Source organism: Thioclava pacifica DSM 10166, assembly GCF_000714535.1.
GTDB classification, from domain to species: domain Bacteria; phylum Pseudomonadota; class Alphaproteobacteria; order Rhodobacterales; family Rhodobacteraceae; genus Thioclava; species Thioclava pacifica.
Window position 1 is genome coordinate 82,005 of record NZ_AUND01000042.1, and the last position, 20,270, is coordinate 102,274.

At 64.5% G+C, this 20,270-nt stretch carries 17 protein-coding genes and 1 riboswitch; of the genes, 15 read left to right on the top strand and 2 right to left on the bottom strand.

Going from position 1 to position 20,270, the window contains the following annotated elements; translation table 11 throughout:
* Positions 1-16: 16 nt before the first annotated feature.
* A complete protein-coding gene (locus tag TP2_RS17630; protein ID WP_038080218.1) occupies positions 17-2,293 on the bottom strand; it encodes an NADP-dependent malic enzyme in 2,277 nt (758 codons plus the stop codon).
* A gap of 240 nt (positions 2,294-2,533) precedes the next feature.
* Here TP2_RS17630 and TP2_RS17635 point away from each other — a divergent pair, with 240 nt between their 5' ends.
* The 5 genes from TP2_RS17635 to TP2_RS17655 all read left to right on the top strand — a co-directional run bounded on the left by TP2_RS17635 (position 2,534) and on the right by TP2_RS17655 (position 7,461).
* Positions 2,534-2,926, top strand: a complete 393-nt coding sequence (locus TP2_RS17635; RefSeq protein WP_038080221.1) for a cytidine deaminase — start codon at positions 2,534-2,536, stop codon at positions 2,924-2,926.
* Entirely contained in the window at positions 2,926-4,248 is a 1,323-nt protein-coding gene (locus TP2_RS17640; protein WP_038080224.1) for a thymidine phosphorylase, read from the top strand. The genes TP2_RS17635 and TP2_RS17640 overlap by 1 nt, the downstream gene beginning before the upstream one ends.
* Entirely contained in the window at positions 4,245-5,462 is a 1,218-nt protein-coding gene (locus TP2_RS17645) for a phosphopentomutase (RefSeq protein WP_038080227.1), read from the top strand. Before TP2_RS17640 ends, TP2_RS17645 begins: the two co-directional genes overlap by 4 nt.
* A 9-nt stretch (positions 5,463-5,471) precedes the next feature.
* Entirely contained in the window at positions 5,472-6,104 is a 633-nt protein-coding gene (gene upp / locus TP2_RS17650; RefSeq protein WP_038080230.1) for a uracil phosphoribosyltransferase, read from the top strand.
* A 67-nt stretch (positions 6,105-6,171) separates the two neighbouring features.
* A complete protein-coding gene (locus TP2_RS17655) occupies positions 6,172-7,461 on the top strand; it encodes an SPOR domain-containing protein (protein WP_038080234.1) in 1,290 nt (429 codons plus the stop codon).
* Positions 7,462-7,508: 47 nt separating this feature from the next.
* Here TP2_RS17655 and TP2_RS17660 read toward each other — a convergent pair whose 3' ends face one another.
* Positions 7,509-8,528, bottom strand: coding sequence for a hypothetical protein (locus TP2_RS17660; RefSeq protein WP_038080235.1), 1,020 nt, complete (start codon positions 8,526-8,528; stop codon positions 7,509-7,511).
* Between the two features lie 318 nt (positions 8,529-8,846).
* On the opposite strand from TP2_RS17660, the gene TP2_RS17665 reads away from it, so the two are divergent.
* The 10 genes from TP2_RS17665 (at position 8,847) to gcvP (ending at position 20,174) form a co-directional block, all read left to right on the top strand.
* Positions 8,847-9,878, top strand: coding sequence for an NADP-dependent oxidoreductase (locus tag TP2_RS17665; protein ID WP_038080236.1), 1,032 nt, complete (start codon positions 8,847-8,849; stop codon positions 9,876-9,878).
* Between the two features lie 76 nt (positions 9,879-9,954).
* Positions 9,955-10,398 carry a tellurite resistance TerB family protein gene (locus TP2_RS17670; protein ID WP_038080238.1) on the top strand — a complete coding sequence of 148 codons (444 nt, stop codon included), beginning with the start codon at positions 9,955-9,957 and terminating at the stop codon, positions 10,396-10,398.
* A gap of 140 nt (positions 10,399-10,538) precedes the next feature.
* The gene (locus TP2_RS17675) at positions 10,539-11,333 is read left to right on the top strand and encodes an ABC transporter ATP-binding protein (protein WP_038080241.1); all 795 of its coding nucleotides are present in this window, start codon (positions 10,539-10,541) and stop codon (positions 11,331-11,333) included.
* Positions 11,334-11,371: 38 nt separating this feature from the next.
* The gene (locus tag TP2_RS17680) at positions 11,372-12,091 is read left to right on the top strand and encodes a transporter substrate-binding domain-containing protein (RefSeq protein ID WP_038080244.1); all 720 of its coding nucleotides are present in this window, start codon (positions 11,372-11,374) and stop codon (positions 12,089-12,091) included.
* A gap of 44 nt (positions 12,092-12,135) precedes the next feature.
* Entirely contained in the window at positions 12,136-13,017 is an 882-nt protein-coding gene (locus TP2_RS17685; protein ID WP_038080246.1) for an ABC transporter permease, read from the top strand.
* Complete coding sequence (locus TP2_RS17690; RefSeq protein WP_038080248.1) at positions 13,014-13,841, top strand: ABC transporter permease; 828 nt, start codon at positions 13,014-13,016, stop codon at positions 13,839-13,841. The genes TP2_RS17685 and TP2_RS17690 overlap by 4 nt, the downstream gene beginning before the upstream one ends.
* A gap of 3 nt (positions 13,842-13,844) precedes the next feature.
* Positions 13,845-15,176, top strand: coding sequence for a glutamine synthetase family protein (locus TP2_RS17695; RefSeq protein WP_038080249.1), 1,332 nt, complete (start codon positions 13,845-13,847; stop codon positions 15,174-15,176).
* A 414-nt stretch (positions 15,177-15,590) separates the two neighbouring features.
* Positions 15,591-15,681: riboswitch (glycine riboswitch) on the top strand.
* Positions 15,682-15,843: 162 nt separating this feature from the next.
* Entirely contained in the window at positions 15,844-16,947 is a 1,104-nt protein-coding gene (gene gcvT / locus TP2_RS17700; RefSeq protein WP_038080251.1) for a glycine cleavage system aminomethyltransferase GcvT, read from the top strand.
* 23 nt (positions 16,948-16,970) lie between these two features.
* Complete coding sequence (gene gcvH / locus TP2_RS17705; RefSeq protein ID WP_038080253.1) at positions 16,971-17,330, top strand: glycine cleavage system protein GcvH; 360 nt, start codon at positions 16,971-16,973, stop codon at positions 17,328-17,330.
* A gap of 6 nt (positions 17,331-17,336) precedes the next feature.
* A complete protein-coding gene (gcvP, locus tag TP2_RS17710) occupies positions 17,337-20,174 on the top strand; it encodes an aminomethyl-transferring glycine dehydrogenase (protein ID WP_038080255.1) in 2,838 nt (945 codons plus the stop codon).
* Positions 20,175-20,270: the final 96 nt, after the last annotated feature.

Here is a 20,270-nt window from a genome sequence, read left to right on the forward strand (position 1 = left end):
TTGCGGGCTTTGCGACTCAGCTGTAATGCGCAACCGGGGTGCCTGCGATGGCCGACATGTTCAGCAGCCCGCGCGAGGTGATCGAGGGGGTCACGATATGCGCCTTGTTGCCCATCCCCATCAGGATCGGACCGACCTCAAGCCCGCCCGCTTTCATCTTGAGGATGTTGCGCACGCCCGAGGCCGCGTCGGTGTTGGCGAAAACGAGCACGTTGGCCGCGCCCTCGAAACGACTGTCAGGCATGAGGCGGGTGCGGGTCTCGGGATCAAGGGCGGCATCGACATGCATTTCGCCCTCGAAATCGAACTCGACCTCACGCTGCAACAGCAGGTTCATCGCGGCGCGCATCCGCTCGCCCGAGTCGATGTCGAGATTGCCAAACTGACTGTGCGAGCAAAGCGCGATCTTCGGCTTGAGGCCGAAGCGGCAGACATGGCGCGCCGCGCCGATGACGGTTTCCGCGATCTGCTCGGGGGTGGGCTGGTGGTGGACATGGGTGTCCGCGATGAAGAGGGGGCCATCCTCGAGGATCATAAGCGAAAGTGCGCCCTGTGGATGCAGCCCGTCGCGGGCGAGAATCTCGCGGACATATTTCAGGTGCCACAGATACTGCCCGAAGGTGCCGCAGATCATCGAATCCGCCTCGTTGCGATGGACCATGATCCCCGCGATGGCGGTGGTGTTGGTGCGCATGATCGCGCGAGCGAGGTCGGGGGTGACGCCGCGCCGGGCCATCAGCTCGTGATAGGTCCCCCAGTAGTCGCGATAGCGCGGGTCGTTCTCGGGGTTCACGATCTCGACTGCCCTGAGGTCGAGCGGCAGGCCTGCGCGCTCGCAACGCATCTCGATCACGTCGGGGCGGCCGATCAGGATCGGCGTGTCAGTGGTTTCCTCGATCATCGCATTGGCCGCGCGCAATACGCGCTCGTCCTCGCCTTCGGAGAAGACGATGCGGCGCGCGGCGGTGGCGGCGGCATCGAAGACCGGACGCATCAGCAGGGCGGATTTGAACACCGAACCGTCGAGCTGCGCCTTGTAGGCCTCGGGCGCTTCCAGCGGACGCGCGGCAACTCCGGTCTCCATCGCGGCCTTGGCCACGGCGGAGGCGACGATGCCTATCAGGCGCGGGTCGAAGGGTTTGGGGATCAGGTAATCCGGGCCGAAGCTCAGCTTTTCGCCACGATAGGCGGCGGCAGCCTCGGCCGAGGTGGTCTGGCGGGCGAGCTTGGCGATCCCCTCGACGCAGGCGATCTGCATCTCGTCATTGATCGTGGTTGCGCCCACGTCGAGCGCGCCGCGGAAGATGAAGGGGAAGCACAGGACGTTGTTGACCTGGTTGGGGAAATCCGAACGGCCCGTGGCGATGATCGCGTCGGGGGCGACTTCGCGGGCCTCGTCGGGCAGGATCTCCGGGGTCGGGTTGGCCAGCGCGAAGATGATGGGCTGTTTGGCCATTTTCGCGACCATCTCGGGTTTGAGCACACCCGGGCCCGACAGGCCGAGGAACATGTCCGCGCCCTCGATCACATCGCTCAGCGTCGCGGCGGTTGTGCCTTGGGCATATTCCGCCTTCTGCGGGGTCATGTCCTTTTCGCGGCCCTCATAGACGAGACCTTCGATGTCGCAGAGCCAGACATTCTCGCGCTTCACGCCGAGTTTCAGCAGCATGTTGAGACAGGCGATGCCGGCCGCGCCGCCGCCGGTGGAGACAATCTTGATCTCGTCGAAGGATTTGCCGGTCAGGCGCAGCGCGTTGGTCGCAGCGGCCCCCACGACGATTGCGGTGCCGTGCTGGTCGTCATGGAAGACCGGAATGTTCATCCGTTCGCGGCAGATCTTCTCGACGATGAAACAGTCGGGCGCCTTGATGTCTTCGAGGTTGATCGCGCCGAAGGAAGGCTCGAGCGCGCAGACGATCTCGGCGAGCTTCTCTGGATCGCTTTCGGCCAGTTCGATGTCGAAGCAGTCGATATTGGCGAATTTCTTGAACAGGACGGCCTTGCCTTCCATCACCGGTTTCGCGGCGAGCGGGCCAATGTTGCCAAGCCCTAGAACCGCTGTGCCATTGGTGACGACGGCCACCAGATTGCCCCGTGCGGTGTAGTCGCGCGCCGTGTCGGGATCAGCCTTGATCGCGAGGCTCGCCTCGGCCACGCCGGGCGAATAGGCGCGGCTCAGATCACGCCCGTTGGCGAGCGGTTTCGTTGCGCGGATCTCCAGTTTTCCGGGCTTCGGATGGGCGTGATAGTCCAGTGCCGATTGCCGGAGATTGTCTTGGCGGGCCTCTTCCATCTGTTCCTCCCGAAACTGGTTTAGCGCTAAACTACTTTTTCGAGCGCGACTCTTGTGCCGCTCTAGATAGCACATGAAAGCCGAATGCAAGAGTCCCGCTGACCTTGCGGCATGAACATCGCGAGAGCGGGTAGCGCTACGCGAGGTGAGCGCTTGCATCCGGCGCGGGGGCGGCGCAGGATCGGAAAAACTCAACCGGCTGGACAAATTTCATGTCCGGCCCAGCCCGGAGACCGGCCCATGTCGTTGCTCGATGCTGCGCGCGAGGTGCGCGAAAACGCCTATGCGCCTTACTCGAAATTCAAGGTGGGCGCGGCAGTGCGCGGTGCCTCGGGCACGATCTATCGCGGGGTGAATGTCGAGAACGTGGCTTATCCAGAGGGCACCTGCGCCGAGGCTGGCGCTATCGCGGCGATGGTGGCTGCGGGCGAGACCGAGATCACCGAGGTCGCCGTGATTGCCGACAGTCCGACCCCGGTGCCGCCTTGCGGTGGCTGCCGTCAGAAGCTGGCCGAGTTTGGCCGCCATGACACGCCGGTGACGCTGGCCACGACCGAGGGCGACCGGCTCGATACCACCGTCGGCGATCTGCTGCCCGGCCGCTTCGACATGAGCCATATGGACAATACCTGATGGACGCGCGCAGCATCATCCAAGGGGTGCGCGACGGGAAGGGCTTGGGCGAAGAGGCCGCCCGCTGGTTCGCGCGTGGCCTCGCCGACGGCGCGGTCTCGGATGCGCAGGCCGGGGCATTTGCGATGGCGGTGCTGCTGAAGGGCATCGGCACCGAAGGCCGTGTGGCTCTGACCAAGGCGATGCGCGACTCGGGTGAGGTGTTGGCTTGGGACATGCCCGGCCCGGTAATCGACAAGCATTCGACGGGCGGCGTGGGAGACTCGGTCTCGCTGTTGCTTGCGCCTGCGCTGGCGGCCTGTGGTTGCTACGTGCCGATGATCTCGGGGCGAGGCTTGGGCCATACCGGCGGGACGCTCGACAAGATGGAAGCGATCCCCGGTTATGACGCGCTGCCCGGCATCGGCACGCTGCGCAAGGTCGTGGCCGAGGTCGGTTGCGCCATCGTCGGCGCCACAGGCGAGATCGCGCCCGCCGACAAGCGCCTTTACGGCATCCGCGATATTTCGGGCACGGTGGAGAGCATCGACCTGATCACCGCCTCGATCCTGTCGAAGAAGCTGGCCGCCGGTCTTGAGGGCCTGATCCTCGATGTGAAGGTCGGCTCGGGGGCGTTCATGGCAAAGCCCGAAGATGCGCGCGCCCTGGCTGAAAGCCTCGTGGCCACCGCGAATGGTGCAGGCTGCAAGACGACGGCGCTGATCACCGATATGGATCAGCCGCTGGGCCATTCGGCTGGCAATGCGCTTGAGGTGATCGAGGTGCTCGAGACGCTGACGGGGACGGTGGTGAACGAGGCACTCTGGGACGTGACCGCGGCGCTGGGTGGCGAGGCGCTCGTGCTTGCGGGGCTGGCTTCGGATGCGGAAGAGGGCACGGCCCGGATTGACGAGGCGATCGCCTCGGGTCGCGCGGCGGAGATCTTCGGCAAGATGGTCGCGGCGTTGGGTGGTCCTGCCGATTTCGTCGAACGCTACCCCGACCGTCTGCCTTCGGCTCCGGTGATCCGTGCCGTGGCGAGCCCGCGAGCGGGATTCGTCACCCGGATCAATACCCGCGCGCTGGGCGAGGCGGTGGTGCATCTGGGCGGCGGGCGGCTGGTTGGCACCGACAAGATCAACCCCTCGGTCGGGCTTTGGGAAACTGTCGCGCTTGGCGAAGAGATGGAGCGCGGCGAACCGCTCACCATCATCCATGCCGCGAGTGATCGCACGGCCGACGCCGCCGAAGCCGCGATCCTCAGGGCGATCACGCTGGGCGATGAAGCTGGCGAGGAGCCACCTTTGATCCATGACCGCATCGGCCCGGAGGATGTGCAATGAGTCGCGCCTTCCTGATCGTGATGGACAGCGTCGGGATCGGCGGCGCGCCGGATGCGGACCGCTTCTTCAACGATGGCGTGCCCGATACCGGGGCGAATACCCTTGGCCATATCGCACAGGCCTGTGCCGCCGGGAAAGCCGAAGTCGGGCGGTCCGGTCCGTTGAAACTGCCCGCGCTCGATGCGCTGGGGTTCGGGGCTGCGGTCAAGCTTGCCTCGGGCGAGGAGGCGCCGGGTCTGGGGGCCGAGCCGCAAGGGCTCTGGGGCGCGGCCACTGAGGTCTCGCCCGGCAAGGATACGCCCTCGGGCCATTGGGAGCTGGCGGGCGTGCCGGTGCCGTGGGAATGGCACTATTTCCCCGATCATCAAAACAGCTTCCCGCCCGATCTGGTCGCGAAAGCCTGTGAGATCGCGGGCACCGAGGGGATATTGGGCAATTGCCACGCCTCGGGCACCAATATCATCGAGGAACTGGGCGACGAGCATATCCGCACCGGCTGGCCGATTTGCTATACCTCGGCCGACAGCGTCTTCCAGATTGCCGCGCATGAGGAGCATTTCGGCCTCGACCGGCTGCTGAAGCTGTGCGAAGGGCTCGCGCCCACACTTCATGCGATAAAGGTCGGGCGGGTCATCGCGCGTCCCTTCGTGGGCGAAAACGGTCAGTTCACCCGCACCCCGAACCGCCGCGATTTCGCGATCCCCGCGCCCTCGCCGACGCTGCTGGACTGGGCCTATGATGCGGGCCGGGTGACCCATGCGATCGGCAAGATCGGCGATATCTTCAGCCATCGCGGCATCACCCATCTGCACAAGGGCAAGGGTGACGCCGACCTGGCAGATCACCTGATCCGGCTTGCCGACGAGGCCGAGGAGGGCTCGCTCACCTTCGCCAATCTCGTCGAGTTCGACAGCCTCTACGGCCACCGCCGCGATGTCTCGGGCTATGCCCGTGCGCTGGAATGGTTCGACGGGCGCGCGGCCGAATTCATGGCGCGGCTGCGCCCCGGCGATCTGGCCATCTTTACCGCCGATCACGGCAACGATCCGACCTGGACCGGGACCGATCACACCCGCGAGCGCGTGCCCGTTCTGGGATATGCGCCAGGTCAGGGGTCGCGCGCCTTGGGCCAGGTAGGCTATGTGGATCTTGCGGCCTCGATTGCCGCGCATCTGGGGATCCCGGCGCAAGGACCGGGCAAGAGCTTTCTGTGAGGGACTGAAATGAGTGAACACCTGACCGTCGTCAAACACCCGCTGGTGCAACACAAGCTGACCCTGATGCGCGAAAAGGACACCTCGACGGCCTCCTTCCGTCGCCTGCTGCGCGAGATCAGCCTGCTTCTGGCCTATGAGATCACCTCGGAACTGGAGCTGACCACGAAGAAAATCGAGACCCCGCTTTGCGAGATGGACGCGCCGATCCTTGAGGGCAAGAAGCTCGCGCTGGTCTCGATCCTGCGGGCGGGTAATGGTCTTCTCGATGGCGTTCTGGAACTGGTTCCGGCGGCGCGGGTGGGCTTTGTCGGTCTTTACCGCGATCCCGAGACGCTGCAGCCGGTCGAATATTACTGCAAGCTGCCGGGCGAGCTGGAAGACCGTCTGACCATCGTCGTCGATCCGATGCTGGCCACCGGCAATTCCTCGGTTGCCGCGATCGACCTGATCAAGGCCAAGGGCGCGAAGCATATTCGCTTCATGTGCCTGCTGGCCGCCCCCGAGGGTGTGGCGCGCATGAAAGAGGCGCATCCCGATGTGCCGATCGTGACCGCAGCGCTCGACGAATGCCTCAACGATCATGCCTATATCGTGCCCGGTCTGGGGGATGCGGGCGACCGTATGTTCGGGACCAAATAAGCCCTAACCCCCTTTACTCAAAAGAAAGACTCCGTCATCCTGTCCTCCGATTGGACAGGGGGCGGATATGCGTTTTGACGGCGGTTTTTCGGCAGCGATTCTGGCTGCGGTTTTCGGAGCTGGAACGGGGCTCTTCGCAACCGTCGCGCAGGCAGAGGATTACGCTCCGGCCGAGACGCCCCCCTCTTCCTTCCAGGGTCGGCAATATGTCGACAGCAATGGCTGCGTCTTTATCCGCGCGGGTTATGGCGAGGCGGTGAAATGGGTGCCGCGGATCAACCGCGATCGCACGCCGGTCTGTGGCTACAAGCCGACCTTCCCGAGCGCCGAACTTGCGGCAGCACCCAGTGCCGCCCCGGCTCCCGCACCTGCTCCGGCACTCACCCCCGCGGCTCCGAAACCGACCCCGATGCGCACTGTCTCGGCCCCTGCGCCGACGCCGGCGCCGCGCGCGAACGCCCCCATGGAAACGGTTGCCTCGAAGATGATGCCCGCGCCGAGCGCCACGAACTCGCCCTATTACCCGGTCGCGCAGTCGGCACCGACGGTGCTTGCCTCCGCGACCAGCGCCCCCGCGACGAGCGGCTATGTCTCGCCTTTTTCTGCGACCGGCGATGCGGCCCCGGGCGGCAGCTATAGCGTGAACGTGCCCGTCGCCCCCAGCGCACCTCAGGCCAATCCAGCCCCTGCGACGAGCGGCGATTGCGCCGGTCTCGATCCGCTGGCGCAACAGCTGATGATGACGCGCGAGGGGATGAGCGTGCGCTGTGGCCCGCAACAGATCTCGCCCACGAGCGGCTATGTCGTTCCCGGCGCGACAACAGTGGTCGCGGCCCCCGCAGCGCGCCAGATCCCGCGCGAAGTCAGTGTCGGCGGGCTTGCCCCGGTGGTGACGACTTCGAAAGCGCCCGATGGCGGCTGGCGTCCGGCATTCGACGATGGTCGGCTCAATCCCTATCGCGGCCCGCGAACCACCTATGGCGATGCGCAGATGGCGCAACGCTGGGGCGACGGCGTGCCGATGGAAATGCCCAAGCCCCCGGCCAGTCGCGTGATCTACGTGCCGGTCGCACCGACGCAGGCGACCATGTCCTCGAAATCGGTGGCCCCGGCCAAGACCGTGACGCGCCAGGGCGCGGTTGCGGGCAAGCGCTTCGTTCAGGTCGGCAGCTTCGGGGTGCCCGCCAATGCCGAGGCGGCTAAGGCGCGGCTGCGCGCACTTGGCTTGCCGGTCGCGACCGGAAAGTCGGGGCGGCTGACTGTCATTTATGCGGGTCCGTTCGCGAGCTCCGCCGCGCTGCAACAGGCGCTCGCGTCTGCGAAAGGCGCAGGCTTCTCCGACGCCATCCTGCGCTGAGCGGAAACTTTTGCGACATCGGGAAGCGGCCCCTCCGGGCCGCTTTTTCAATGTGCCGAACAGATGTCCTGCAAGGCCACCCATTGCGCATCTTCGAGAACGGGGTGTGGCGCGGGCTGCCCCTTGAACGGGTCGGCCTCGATCAGGCCGAGCACGCTCTCGCCGGTCGGATCGAGCGCATAGGCATAGGGCGTGGAGCTGACGCCTGCCTCACGAAATGCATGTAAAAGCGTGTCATTGTTGGGCCGTTCGGGCGGGTGTTGGACCAGCTCCTGCGCATATTCGGCAATGCCGTCGTCAGGCAGATCACCCGTCGTCAGGAGCCGGAGCGCCGCCGCGGGACCAAGCCAGTCGAGCATCCGGTGCAGCGGCCGCTCACCTGCTGCGCCGCGCTGCGCGGCGATCAGAAAGCCCGCGACCACCTCGGGTGTATCAGGCCCCGCGATCGTGTTGCGCCCCACGATGGCGAGCCCGCCCGGCAGCAGCCGTGCGCCGTCCAGAGCTTCGGGCAGAACTTCGATCACTTGCTGCCCCGGCAGTCGCTCGGCCAGAGCGGCGAGCGCCTTGTCGCCCGCGGGACTATGGCAGGGCTGGCCGGTCATCTTGGTGAACTCGGTCAGCAATTTGCGCCCGATCTCGACACGCTTGGCCTGCGGCGCGATGCGCGCGGCGTGATCGACAAGTGCGCCGGGCAGCCAGAACAGCACCACCGCTCCTAGAAGAAGGACGCCGCCTCCGATCAGTGCGCCGCGCAGTCGCCCCGGATGCGGACGGCGCGCCTCGATCATCGCATGAACCTTCTCGATCGCGGCGATCATCGTCTCGTCGGCGATCTCGAGCTCTTCGCCCGGCTCGGCCGAAGGCGCATAGATTGCAGGTCGCGCGCCCGGGTTGAGCCGGATCATCGCGGGCAAGGACCAATGCGCCAGTGCCGTCGCCGAGCGATCGTCCGCGATCACCAGCGTCGCATCGCCGAGCGAGAGGATCACCTCCTGGCGCTGCGCCTCCGGGTCGGGACGCCAAATCCCCTCGGCCTCGAGGCGTTCATATTCGGATAGGGCGGTCATGCGGACCTGTCACTGCTCTTGTTTCTCAAGAGGATAGCCGATCTTCCCTCAGGGTCAATCTGAGCCGTGGGATCAGGGGGTGCTGCCCCCGTCGCCGGAGGGCGACAATTTACAGAGAAGGAGGGGGCGCTGCCCCCTCTGGCCTTTCGGCCATTCACCCCCGAGATATTTTCGTCAAGAAGAAGGGAATGGGATGTTTCTTCTTCTTGATCCAAATATCTCGGGGGGTGAATTCGGCGAGAGCCGAAGAGGGGGGCAGCGCCCCCTTTTCCAGACCCGTGCGCGGGCTAGCTGGGAATTTCGAAGAGGAGACAAGTCATGCCCCAGACGACCGAAACCAATCGAAAGATCATTCTGGCCTCGCGTCCGAAAGGCGCGCCGGATGACACTACGCTGCGACTTGAGACCGAGGCCGTGCCGCTACCTGGCAAGGGCGAAATGCTGCTGCGCACTGTCTGGCTATCGCTCGATCCCTATATGCGCGGGCGGATGAACGATGCGAAATCCTACGCGACCCCGGTCGAGATCGGGGGCGTGATGACGGCGCAGGTCGTGGCCGAGGTGATCGAGAGCGATGTCGCGGGCTTTTCGAAGGGCGATTACGTGCTCGCGCCCTCGGGCTGGCAGGACTGGTTCGTCTCGGATGGCACGCAGGTGCTCAATCTCGGGCCGGAGCCGCAAAACCCGAGCTGGGCGCTCGGGATCCTCGGGATGCCCGGCTACACGGCCTATGCAGGGCTCTTGAAGATCGGCGAGCCGAAACCGGGCGAGACAGTGGTGGTGGCCGCGGCGTCCGGGCCGGTCGGCGCGACTGTCGGCCAGATCGCGAAGATCAAGGGCTGCCACGTCGTCGGCATCGCGGGCGGGGCGGAGAAATGCACTCATGTCGTCGAGACTCTCGGTTTCGACGCCTGCATCGACCACCGCGCGGAGGATTTCGCGGATCAGCTGGCCGCGGCCTGCCCGGACGGGATCGACGTCTATTTCGAGAATGTCGGCGGCAAGGTGCTGTACGCCGTTCTGCCGCTGCTCAATCCCTTCGCGCGGATGCCGGTCTGCGGCATGGTCGCGTGGTATAATCTGCCCGGTCTGCCGGACGGTCCCGATCACGGGCCGCAGATCCTTTCGACGATCCTGCGGATGAAAGTGAAGATGCAGGGCTTCATCATCTTCGACAGCTTCCCCGCCGAGCTCTATCAGGAGTTCGCGCGTGACATGACCGGTTGGCTCGCCGAAGGGAAAGTGCGCTACAAGGAGCAGGTAGTGGAGGGGCTCGAGGCCGCGCCACAGGCGCTTTACGACCTGCTCGAGGGGCGCAATTTCGGCAAGGTCTTGGTGCGCGTCGGCTGAGGCGCGCGGGAGAGCGGGGCAGGGGCTCCGCTTTCAGTGACTTGCCCTTTCCTGCCGGACCCTTATCTCTATTCTCATGTTTGGACGCCTTCTCAATATTCTCAACGACCCCACGCCCGATCCGATGGCGGGCGAGGAGCGTGAACTGGCGCTTGGCGCGCTTCTGGTACGGCTCGCGCGCTCGGATGAGCATTATGACGAGGAGGAGAAGATCCGCATCGACCGGGTCCTCGCGCAGCGCAACGGGCTGTCGGGTTTCGAAGCGACCGAGATGCGCAAGCGCGCCGAAGAGGTCGAGGCGGGCGCACCCGATACGGTACGTTTCACCCGCGCGCTCAAGGACAAGGTTGCTTATGAGGATCGCACCGGTGTGATCGAGGCGCTCTGGGATGTCGCCCTGGCCGATGGCGTGCGCGATGCGCATGAGGACGCGTTGATCCGTCTGGCGGCGAAATTGCTGGGTGTGAATGACGTCGATTCGGCTCGAGCACGCCAGCGCGTGGAAGCACGCCGCGGTTGAAACGGTGGCGTTTGGCGCTCATTTTTTCGCCATCTGCCCGTGATTTCGCCCCTTTCCCTCTGGTCAAGCTGCTTGGCACCGTTGCAATCATCTCTAAAATCGCGCCAGATTGACCGGATGGACAAAGAGAAGCTGCCCGCGTGACCATAAACGAGCCCGCGCCCCAAGACGCGCCCGTCATCGAAATTCGCGACCTTCACAAGAGCTACGGCTCGCTCGAGGTGCTCAAGGGCGTCTCGATCACCGCACCGCGTGGCCATGTAATCTCGTTGATCGGATCCTCGGGCTCAGGCAAGTCGACGCTTTTGCGCTGCTGCAATCTGCTGGAAGACAGCCAGAAGGGTGAGGTGATCTTCGAAGGCGAAGCGGTCACTTGGAAAGGCGAGGGGCTGGCGCGCCGTCCGGCGGATCGCGCTCAGGTCACGCGCTTTCGCACCAACCTTTCGATGGTGTTCCAGCAGTTCAATCTCTGGGCCCATATGACGATCCTTCAAAACGTTATGGAAGCGCCGGTGACGGTGCTGGGCCGCGACAAGGCCGAGGTCGAGCCGCTTGCCCGCTTGCTTCTGGCCAAGGTCGGCATCGGTGACAAATGCGATGCCTGGCCCGCGCAGCTTTCGGGTGGCCAGCAGCAGCGCGCGGCGATCGCGCGGGCGCTGTGCATGGAGCCCAAGGCGCTTCTTTTCGATGAGCCGACCTCTGCGCTCGATCCCGAATTGCAGCAGGAAGTGGTGAAGGTCATCAAGGACCTCGCCGCCGAGCACCGCACCATGATCCTCGTGACCCATGACATGCGGCTGGCACGGGACGTGTCGGATCACGTCGTCTTCCTGCATCAGGGCAAGATCGAGGAAGAGGGGCCTCCCGAAGCCCTTTTCGGCGCTCCGAAATCGGCGCGTCTGCAACAATTCCTGTCGGCCACCGCGCCGGCGTGAACCCAAGAACCAAAGTCCAACGACAGGGGAACTCAAGAATGAAAAAACTGATCCTGACCGCCGCCATTCTCGGCCTTTCGGCTGGCGTCGCTGCGGCCGAGACCGTGCGCATGGGCACCGAGGGCGCCTACCCTCCCTACAACTACATCGACGATAACGGTCAGGTTGCCGGTTTCGAGCGCGAGCTGGGCGACAAGCTGTGCGAGATGGAAGGTCTGACCTGCACCTGGGTCACCAATGACTGGGATTCGATCATCCCGAACCTGCTCTCGGGCAACTACGACACGATCATCGCCGGCATGTCGATCACCGAAGAGCGCGAGAAGTCGATCGACTTTACCCAGGCCTATTACCCGCCGGCAGCCTCGGCTTACATGTCGATGGATCCGAATGCCGATCTCAAGGGCGGCGTGATCGCGGCGCAGACCGGCACGATCCAGGCGGCCCATGTCGCCGAGAGCGGTGCGACGCTGGCGGAATACGCGACCCTCGACGACACGATCGCTGCGGTGAAGAACGGTGAAGCGGATGCAGTTTTCGCTGACAAGGACGCACTGGCGCCGTTTGCGGGTACCGACGGGATGGAATTCGTGGGCGATGACGTGCCGCTCGGCAAGGGCATCGGCATCGGCCTGCGCAAGTCCGATACCGCGCTGAAGGACAAGTTCAACGACGCGATCTCGAAGATGAAAGCCGACGGCTCGCTGAACGAGATGATCAAGAAGTATTTCGGCGACGACGCCCTGACCTTCAACTGATCCGTTTGGGGGCGGGCTCCGGCCCGCTCCCATCTTGACCTGCGATGTTCGAGAGCTGTTCCGACCCCTCCGCCCTGCACGGGCTGTCATGGATGCTGTGCTACCTGACCACGGGTAAGCACCTGTTGTTCTATGGCTCCTTCGGGATCGTCCTGATCCTGCTGGCGATCACCGCCCCGGTGGCGCTGATCTTCGGATTCGGGGGCGCTCTGGCGGCGCGTTCGGCGCTCTGGCCGTTCAAGCTGATCGGGCGTGGCTACATCGCGATGGTGCGCGGCGTACCCGACATCATCTTCTTTCTCTTCGTGCCGATCGCAATGGACCAGGGGCTCGAGTTCCTGAAGTCGCGCGCGGTCTGCGAGGATACTTCCGCGCCGGTATGGTCGAATAACGAATTCCATGTCTGCGCCGCGGCCAAGATCCCGCTGGGATCGTCGCCGCAGCTCTATCACGAGATCTATGGCTTTGCGCTGGCCGTGATCGCCTTCTCGGTGGTCTATGGGGCCTTTGCCGCGAATGTCCTTTACGGGGCGATGCAGGCCGTGCCGCGCGCGCAGCTCGAGACGGCCGAGGCCTATGGCATGACGCGTGCGCAGGTGAACCGTCGCGTGCTGATCCCGCAAATGTGGGCCTATGCGATCCCGGGTCTGTCGAACCTCTGGATGATCCTGATCAAGGCCACGCCACTGCTGTTCCTTCTGGGGATCGAGGATATCGTTTACTGGGCGCGCGAGCTGGGCGCGACCAAATCCCAGATCTATGCTTTCCCGCATCCTGACTGGCGGCTCTATTACTTCCTCGTGCTGCTGGTCTTCTACCTCCTGATGACCAAGCTGTCGGAAATCGTGCTCGCCAAGATCAACCGCCGCATCGCCTTCGGGCAGGCCACGGCGGCGGGCGAGGCGCTGAGAAAGGCAGGCGCATGAGCTGTATCCAGACCATCGCGGATTACGGGCTGCGCTCGATCGGGATCGGCGAGCGGATGCTGCCGCGCTCCGATTTCACCATGTGCCAGCAGTTCACTCTGATCGGCTCGGGGATGCTCTGGAACCTCTATTTCGGGATCCTCGCGCTGCTGGCAGGTTTCTTCCTCGCGACCTTGTTGGCGGTCGCGAAGAATTCCGAGCAGGCGCTGTTTCGCAAGCCCGCCGAGTGGTTCATCTTCGTCTTCCGGGGCTCGCCCCTCTTCATCCAGTTCTTCCTTGCCTATGAGGCCTTTGCGATGCTGCCCCGCGCGGGCATCCCGATCTTCGGGATCACGGTCGCGACCGACTGGATCACGCGGGCCTGGGCCGGGGCTCTGGTCGTATTGTTCTTCAACACCTCCGCCTATGCCGCCGAAATCTTCTACGGCGCGCTGCGTTCGGTCCCGAAAGGTGATCTCGAGGCGGCGGATGCCTACGGCATGGCCGGCTGGACCAAGTTCCGCCGCGTGACCTGGCCGACGATGTTGCGGCTCGGCTGGCCGTCCTACACCAACGAGGCGATCTTCCTCTTCCATGCCACGACGCTTGTCTTCTTCTCGGGCTTCCCGGCGTTCCGGCAGGAGGGCGACGCGCTCTATTACGCGAAATATTTCGCGGACAAGACCTTCAACCCCTTCATCCCTTACCCGATCGCGGCGTTCTACTTCATCTTGCTCACGCTTTGCGTTATCGCGGTCTTCGGATTGATCAACCGCCGACTGAATCGTCACATCCCGCAGGAAAGCCGCAGGCGTATCCGGTTCAGGCCGCAGATTATCAGGTAACCAATGAACTGGCTTCAAGACCACCCCGATGTTCGCACGATCCGCGTTGCGGCGGCCGATCTCAACGGGGTGGCGCGCGGTAAGCGCCTGCCCGCACGCTTTGCCGACAAGGTCTTTACCGAGGGCACGCGCTTTCCGTTCTCGGTGATGAATCTCGACATCTGGGGCGAGGATATCGAGGATAGCCCGCTCGTCTTCGAATCCGGCGATTGCGACGGCCTTCTGATGCCGACCGAACGGGGCTTCCTGCCGATGCCCTGGCTCTCGGCTCCGACCGCGCTGCTGCCGATCTGGATGTTCCACATGGACGGCAAGCCCTATGCGGGCGATCCGCGCCAGGCGCTGGCGCGGGTGATGGATCGCTACAAGGCGCTCGGGCTCACCCCGGTGGTCGCGACGGAGCTGGAGTTCTTCCTGATCGACGATAGCGGCAAGACCCTGCGGGTCCCGCCGAGCCCGCGTTCGGGCAAACGCCGCACCGGGGGGGAGGTCCTGTCCCTGCGAGCGCTCGACGCTTTCGACATCTTCTTCACCGAGCTCTACGAAGCCTGCGAGCAGATGGACATTCCCGCCGATACGGCGATCTCAGAGGCCGGTCCGGGCCAGTTCGAAATCAATCTGAGCCATCAGGCAGATCCGCTGCGCGCGGCGGATGACAGCTGGCTCTTCAAGATGCTGGTGAAGGGGCTTGCGCGGCGCCATGGGTTCGCCGCCTCCTTCATGGCGAAACCTTACGACGAATGGTCCGGCAACGGGATGCATATGCATTTCTCGGTGCTCGACCGTGACGGCAACAACATCTTCAACGACGGTTCGGCGCAGGGCTCTGACAAGCTGCGCCATGCGGTTGCGGGCTGCCTTGCGGCGATGGAGGGTTCAACCCTGATCTTCGCTCCGCATGAGAACAGCTATGACCGGCTGGTCCCCGACGCCCATGCGCCGACCGGGATTGCCTGGGCCTATGAGAACCGGACCTCGGCGCTGCGCATCCCGGCCTCGGGCCCCGCTGCGCGGCGCATCGAGCACCGGGTCGCGGGAGGCGATGTGAACCCCTATCTGATGATCGCGGCAATCCTCGGCGCGGCGCTGATCGGGATCGAGGACGAGATGGAGGCTCCGCCGCCGATCAAGGGCAATGCCTATGCGCTCGACCTGCCGCAGATGCCTACGGATTGGGGCACCGCGATCGAGGCTTTCGCGAGCTGCAAGATGATGCCGCGGATCTTCGAGCGTGAGCTGATCGACAATTTCGCCATGACCAAGCGCCAGGAGCTGCATTACATGGCGGAACTCTCCGAACAGGAACAGACCGAACTGTATCTCGACACGGTCTGAGGGCGTTCCGCCTGCATCGCGGGTGGGCGAACGTTCTTGATCCGGAGGGGGCTTTACCGCTTTCGCCGGAGGGCGAATATCTTGTTCTGGAGGGGGGCTCTGCCGCCTTCGCCGGAGGGCGAAAATCCTGATCTGGAGGGGGCTCTGCCGCCTTCGCCGGAGGGCGAAAATCCTGTTCTGGAGGGGGCTTTGCCGCCTTCGCCGGAGGGCGAAAACCCTGATCTGGAGGGGGCTCTGCCCCCGCCGCGCGTGCCGCGCGTCCCCCCGAGATATTTTCATCAAGAAGAAGGGGAGGCGGCGCCTTGCGCCTCTTGCTTGGGCAAATTCGCGCGAGGAGTGTCGGTTTTCGCTCCGAAACGGCGCATTTGGAGATTGGGGCTTGTCAGTGGCACAGCGGCCGGGCTATGCGAGTCTATGTCGGATACGGGAGAATCTGGGGGAAACCCCGGTGCCGAAGGAGCAACCGCCCCGGTAAACTCTCAGGCAAAAGGACCGCATCCGGCCAAGGACTCTGGAGAGAGGCGCTTAATGCGTCCGCCGAAGGGATAACGATCTCAGGCGCCCGAAACCGGAAACGGGGGAGGGCAAGGACAGAGGGGGCATCGGGCGGGCCGGGAACGGCCTATGGATCGATGCCGGGTCATCCGGCTGAAAGGGGAAGGCCGCGATGAGCGATTTGAAACGCACACCGCTTTACGATCTGCATGTGGAGCTTGGCGCCAAGATGGTGCCCTTCGCGGGTTACGAGATGCCGGTGCAATATCCGCTGGGCGTGATGAAGGAGCATCTGCACACGCGCGCGCAGGCGGGGCTCTTCGATGTCTCGCATATGGGTCAGGTGATCGTGCCCGGCGCGGATGCGGCCGAGGCCTTCGAGGCGCTGGTTCCGGTCAGCCTGATGGGGCTGAAAGAGGGCCGTCAGCGTTATGCGATGTTCACCAATGACGAGGGCGGCATTCTCGACGACCTGATGGTGGCCAATCGCGGCGATCATCTCTTCGTCGTGGTGAACGCGGCCTGCAAGGAGGCTGACATCGCGCATATGCGGGCGCATCTCGATCAGGTCGAGGAGATCACCGACCGCGCGCTGCTTGCGCTTCAGGGACCGGCGGCGGAAGGCGTGCTCGAGGCGCTGGTGCCGGGCGTTGCCGCGATGCGTTTCATGGATGTGGGTATCTCTCAGTGGAACGGGGTGGAGCTTTGGATTTCGCGCTCGGGCTACACGGGCGAGGACGGTTACGAGATTTCCGTGCCTGCAGACCGGGCTGTGGAGTTTGCCAAGACGCTTCTGGCCGATGAGGCGGTTGAGCCGATCGGCCTGGGCGCGCGCGACAGCTTGCGTCTGGAAGCCGGGCTTTGCCTTTACGGCCATGACATCGACACCACGACGAGCCCGGTCGAGGGCAACCTGTCCTGGGCGATTCAGAAGGTGCGGCGCAAGGGCGGCGAGCGCGAAGGCGGCTTCCCCGGTGCTGATCGCATCCTGACCGAACTGGAAGAGGGCCCGTCTCGCCTGCGTCTCGGGTTGCGCCCCGAGGGTCGTGCGCCGATGCGCGAGGGCGTCGAGATCTTCGCAAGTGCTGAGGGCGGCGCGCCGATCGGCCGCGTCACTTCGGGCGGTTTCGGCCCCTCGATCGAGGCGCCGATGGCGATGGCCTACCTGCCCGCCGACACCGCGGAAGGCACCACCGTCTATGGCGAGGTCCGCGGCAAGCGTCTGCCCGCCACGGTCGTGCCGATGCCCTTCCGCCCCTCCACCTACAAACGCTGATAAAACCAACCGGGAGACCCCAGATGAAATTCACCGAAGACCATGAATGGCTGAAGACCGAGGGCGATCTTGTGATCGTCGGGATCACCGAGCACGCCTCCGAGCAGCTTGGCGATGTCGTTTTCGTCGAGCTGCCCGATGTGGGCGACGAAGTCTCCAAGGGTGACGAGATCTGCGTGATCGAGTCGGTCAAGGCTGCCTCGGATATCCTCGCGCCGCTTGATGGTGAGATCGTCGAGATCAATGAGGATCTGGCCGACAATCCGGGTCTCGTGAACGAAGACCCGCTCGGCAAAGCCTGGTTCTTCAAGATGAAACTGGCCGATGCTTCGGCACTCGAGGGCTTCATGGACGAAGCCGCCTACAAGGACTTCATCGGGTAATCGCACATGTTCACCCCCACGACTTATGACACTTACGATTTCGCCAATCGCCGCCATATCGGGCCGTCCCCGTCCGAGATGGAGGAGATGCTCAAGGCCGTGGGGGCGCGTGACCTCGACGCGCTGATCGACGAGACGGTGCCCCGCTCGATCCGGCAGGACAAGCCGCTGACCTGGGCCCCGCTGACCGAATTCGGCCTGCTTCAGAAGATGGAAGAAGTAGCCAAGAAGAACCGCGTGATGGTCAGCCTGATCGGGCAGGGCTATTACGGCACCGTCACGCCGCCGGCGATCCAGCGCAACATCCTCGAGAACCCCGCCTGGTATACGGCCTACACGCCCTATCAGCCCGAGATCGCACAGGGCCGGCTCGAGGCGCTGCTGAACTACCAGACGATGGTCTCGGACCTGACCGGGCTGCCGGTGGCCAATGCCTCGCTTCTCGACGAGGCGACGGCGGCGGCCGAGGCTATGGCGATGGCGCAGCGGGTCGCGAAGTCGAAGGCGATGGCGTTCTTCGTCGATGAGAACTGCCACCCGCAGACCATCGGCGTGATCAAGACCCGCGCCGAACCGCTCGGGATCGAGGTGATCGTGGGTGCGCCCGAGGCGCTCGCGGCCGACAAGGTCTTCGGCGCGATCTTCCAGTATCCGGGCACTTACGGCCATGTCCGCGACTTCACTGCCGAATGTGAAGCGCTTCACGCGGCAAAGGCCGTGGCGATCGTTGCGACTGATCTGCTTGCGCTTTGCCTGCTCAAGGAGCCGGGCGCGATGGGGGCCGATATCGCGGTGGGCTCGGCGCAGCGTTTCGGCGTGCCGATGGGCTATGGCGGCCCGCATGCGGCCTTCATGGCCTGCGCCGATCCGATGAAGCGCGCGATGCCGGGGCGGATTGTCGGTGTGTCCATCGACAGCCACGGCAACCGTGCTTATCGCCTCAGCCTGCAAACCCGCGAGCAGCATATCCGCCGCGAGAAAGCGACCTCGAATGTCTGCACCGCGCAGGCGCTGCTGGCCGTCATGGCGAGCTTCTACGCGGTCTTCCATGGCCCCGTCGGGCTGCGCGCGATTGCCGAGCGGGTGCATCTGCTGACCGTTCAGGTGGCCGAGGCGCTGAAAGCCGCTGGTGCCGTGGTCGAGCCTGACGCCTTCTTCGACACGCTCACCGTGAAGGTCGGCGTGGGCCAGCAGGGCATTCTCGCCGCGGCCCGCCATCGCGGGATCAACCTGCGCAAGGTGGGGCGTGACCGGGTCGGGATCTCGCTCGACGAGACCAGCGATCCGGGGATCGTCGCTCGGCTTCTGGATGCGTTCGGGATCACCGAGCCTGCGCCGGAAGCGACGCAGCCCTCCGTGCCCGACGCGCTGCTGCGGGAAAGCGAGTACCTGACCCATCCGGTCTTCCACATGAACCGCGCCGAATCTGAGATGATGCGTTACATGCGCCGTCTGGCCGATCGTGATCTCGCGCTCGACCGGGCGATGATCCCGCTCGGATCGTGCACGATGAAGCTCAATGCGGCGGCCGAGATGATGCCGCTGACCTGGCCGGAATTCGGCTCGCTGCACCCCTTCGTGCCGGCCGATCAGGCGCAGGGCTATCACGAGGCGATTGCGGATCTGACCGAGAAGCTCTGCGAGATCACCGGCTATGACGCGTTCTCCATGCAGCCCAACTCGGGTGCGCAGGGGGAATATGCGGGGCTGTTGACCATCGCCGCGTATCACCGCGCCAATGGGGATGATCAGCGCGACATTTGCCTGATCCCGATGTCGGCCCACGGCACGAACCCGGCGTCGGCTCATATGGCGGGGATGAAGGTTGTGGTGGTGAACTCCGCCCCCAATGGTGACGTGGATCTCGAGGATTTCGAGGCCAAGGCCAAGGAGGCCGGCGAGCGTCTGGCGGCCTGTATGATCACCTACCCGTCTACCCATGGCGTGTTCGAGGAGACGGTGAAGCGCGTCTGCGAGATCACTCACGAGCTCGGCGGTCAGGTCTATATTGACGGGGCGAACATGAACGCGCTCGTGGGGCTGGTGAAGCCCGGCGAAATCGGCGGGGATGTGAGCCACCTCAACCTGCACAAGACCTTCGCGATCCCGCATGGCGGTGGCGGTCCGGGCATGGGTCCGATCGGTGTGAAGGCGCATCTCGCGCCCTTCCTGCCGGGCCATCCCGAGATCGGTGGCGAGGAAGGCCCGGTCTCGGCCGCGCCCTATGGCTCGGCTTCGATCCTGCTGATCTCCTGGGCCTATATCCTGATGATGGGCGGTGAGGGGCTGACCCAGGCGACCCGCGTGGCGATCCTCAACGCCAATTACATCGCGGCGCGCCTGAAATCGGCTTATCCGATCCTGTTCATGGGCAATCGCGGGCGGGTCGCGCATGAGTGCATCCTCGACACCCGCAAGTTCGCCGATGTCGGCGTGACCGTGGACGATATCGCCAAGCGCCTGATCGACAACGGCTTCCACGCACCGACGATGAGCTGGCCCGTTGCGGGCACGCTGATGGTCGAGCCGACTGAATCCGAGACCAAGGCCGAGATCGACCGCTTCATCACCGCGATGCTGGCGATCCGTGACGAGATCGCGGCGGTCGAGCGCGAGGAGATCACCCCCGAGGACAGCCCGCTGCGTCATGCGCCGCACACGGTCGAGGATCTGGTGGCCGATTGGGATCGCGCCTATTCGCGCGAGGCCGGGTGCTTCCCGGCGGGTGCGTTCCGGGTCGACAAGTACTGGCCGCCGGTGGGCCGGGTCGACAACGTCTGGGGTGACCGTAACCTCGTGTGCACCTGCCCGCCGCTTGAGGCCTATGCCGACGCGGCCGAGTGAGGCGGTTCAAAAGATGAAAAAGGCCGGGGCGATGCTCCGGCCTTTTGGTTTCGCGTGCAGGGTCGTGCGTACTGGTTTTCGCAAATGAAAAGGGCG

Coding starts and splice junctions, on each gene's coding strand:
- TP2_RS17630 (WP_038080218.1), bottom strand. CDS start 2,293: ATGGAAGAGGCCCGCCAAGACAATCTCCGGCAATCGGCACTGGACTAT.
- TP2_RS17635 (WP_038080221.1), top strand. CDS start 2,534: ATGTCGTTGCTCGATGCTGCGCGCGAGGTGCGCGAAAACGCCTATGCG.
- TP2_RS17640 (WP_038080224.1), top strand. CDS start 2,926: ATGGACGCGCGCAGCATCATCCAAGGGGTGCGCGACGGGAAGGGCTTG.
- TP2_RS17645 (WP_038080227.1), top strand. CDS start 4,245: ATGAGTCGCGCCTTCCTGATCGTGATGGACAGCGTCGGGATCGGCGGC.
- upp (WP_038080230.1), top strand. CDS start 5,472: ATGAGTGAACACCTGACCGTCGTCAAACACCCGCTGGTGCAACACAAG.
- TP2_RS17655 (WP_038080234.1), top strand. CDS start 6,172: ATGCGTTTTGACGGCGGTTTTTCGGCAGCGATTCTGGCTGCGGTTTTC.
- TP2_RS17660 (WP_038080235.1), bottom strand. CDS start 8,528: ATGACCGCCCTATCCGAATATGAACGCCTCGAGGCCGAGGGGATTTGG.
- TP2_RS17665 (WP_038080236.1), top strand. CDS start 8,847: ATGCCCCAGACGACCGAAACCAATCGAAAGATCATTCTGGCCTCGCGT.
- TP2_RS17670 (WP_038080238.1), top strand. CDS start 9,955: ATGTTTGGACGCCTTCTCAATATTCTCAACGACCCCACGCCCGATCCG.
- TP2_RS17680 (WP_038080244.1), top strand. CDS start 11,372: ATGAAAAAACTGATCCTGACCGCCGCCATTCTCGGCCTTTCGGCTGGC.
- TP2_RS17685 (WP_038080246.1), top strand. CDS start 12,136: ATGTTCGAGAGCTGTTCCGACCCCTCCGCCCTGCACGGGCTGTCATGG.
- TP2_RS17690 (WP_038080248.1), top strand. CDS start 13,014: ATGAGCTGTATCCAGACCATCGCGGATTACGGGCTGCGCTCGATCGGG.
- TP2_RS17695 (WP_038080249.1), top strand. CDS start 13,845: ATGAACTGGCTTCAAGACCACCCCGATGTTCGCACGATCCGCGTTGCG.
- gcvT (WP_038080251.1), top strand. CDS start 15,844: ATGAGCGATTTGAAACGCACACCGCTTTACGATCTGCATGTGGAGCTT.
- gcvH (WP_038080253.1), top strand. CDS start 16,971: ATGAAATTCACCGAAGACCATGAATGGCTGAAGACCGAGGGCGATCTT.
- gcvP (WP_038080255.1), top strand. CDS start 17,337: ATGTTCACCCCCACGACTTATGACACTTACGATTTCGCCAATCGCCGC.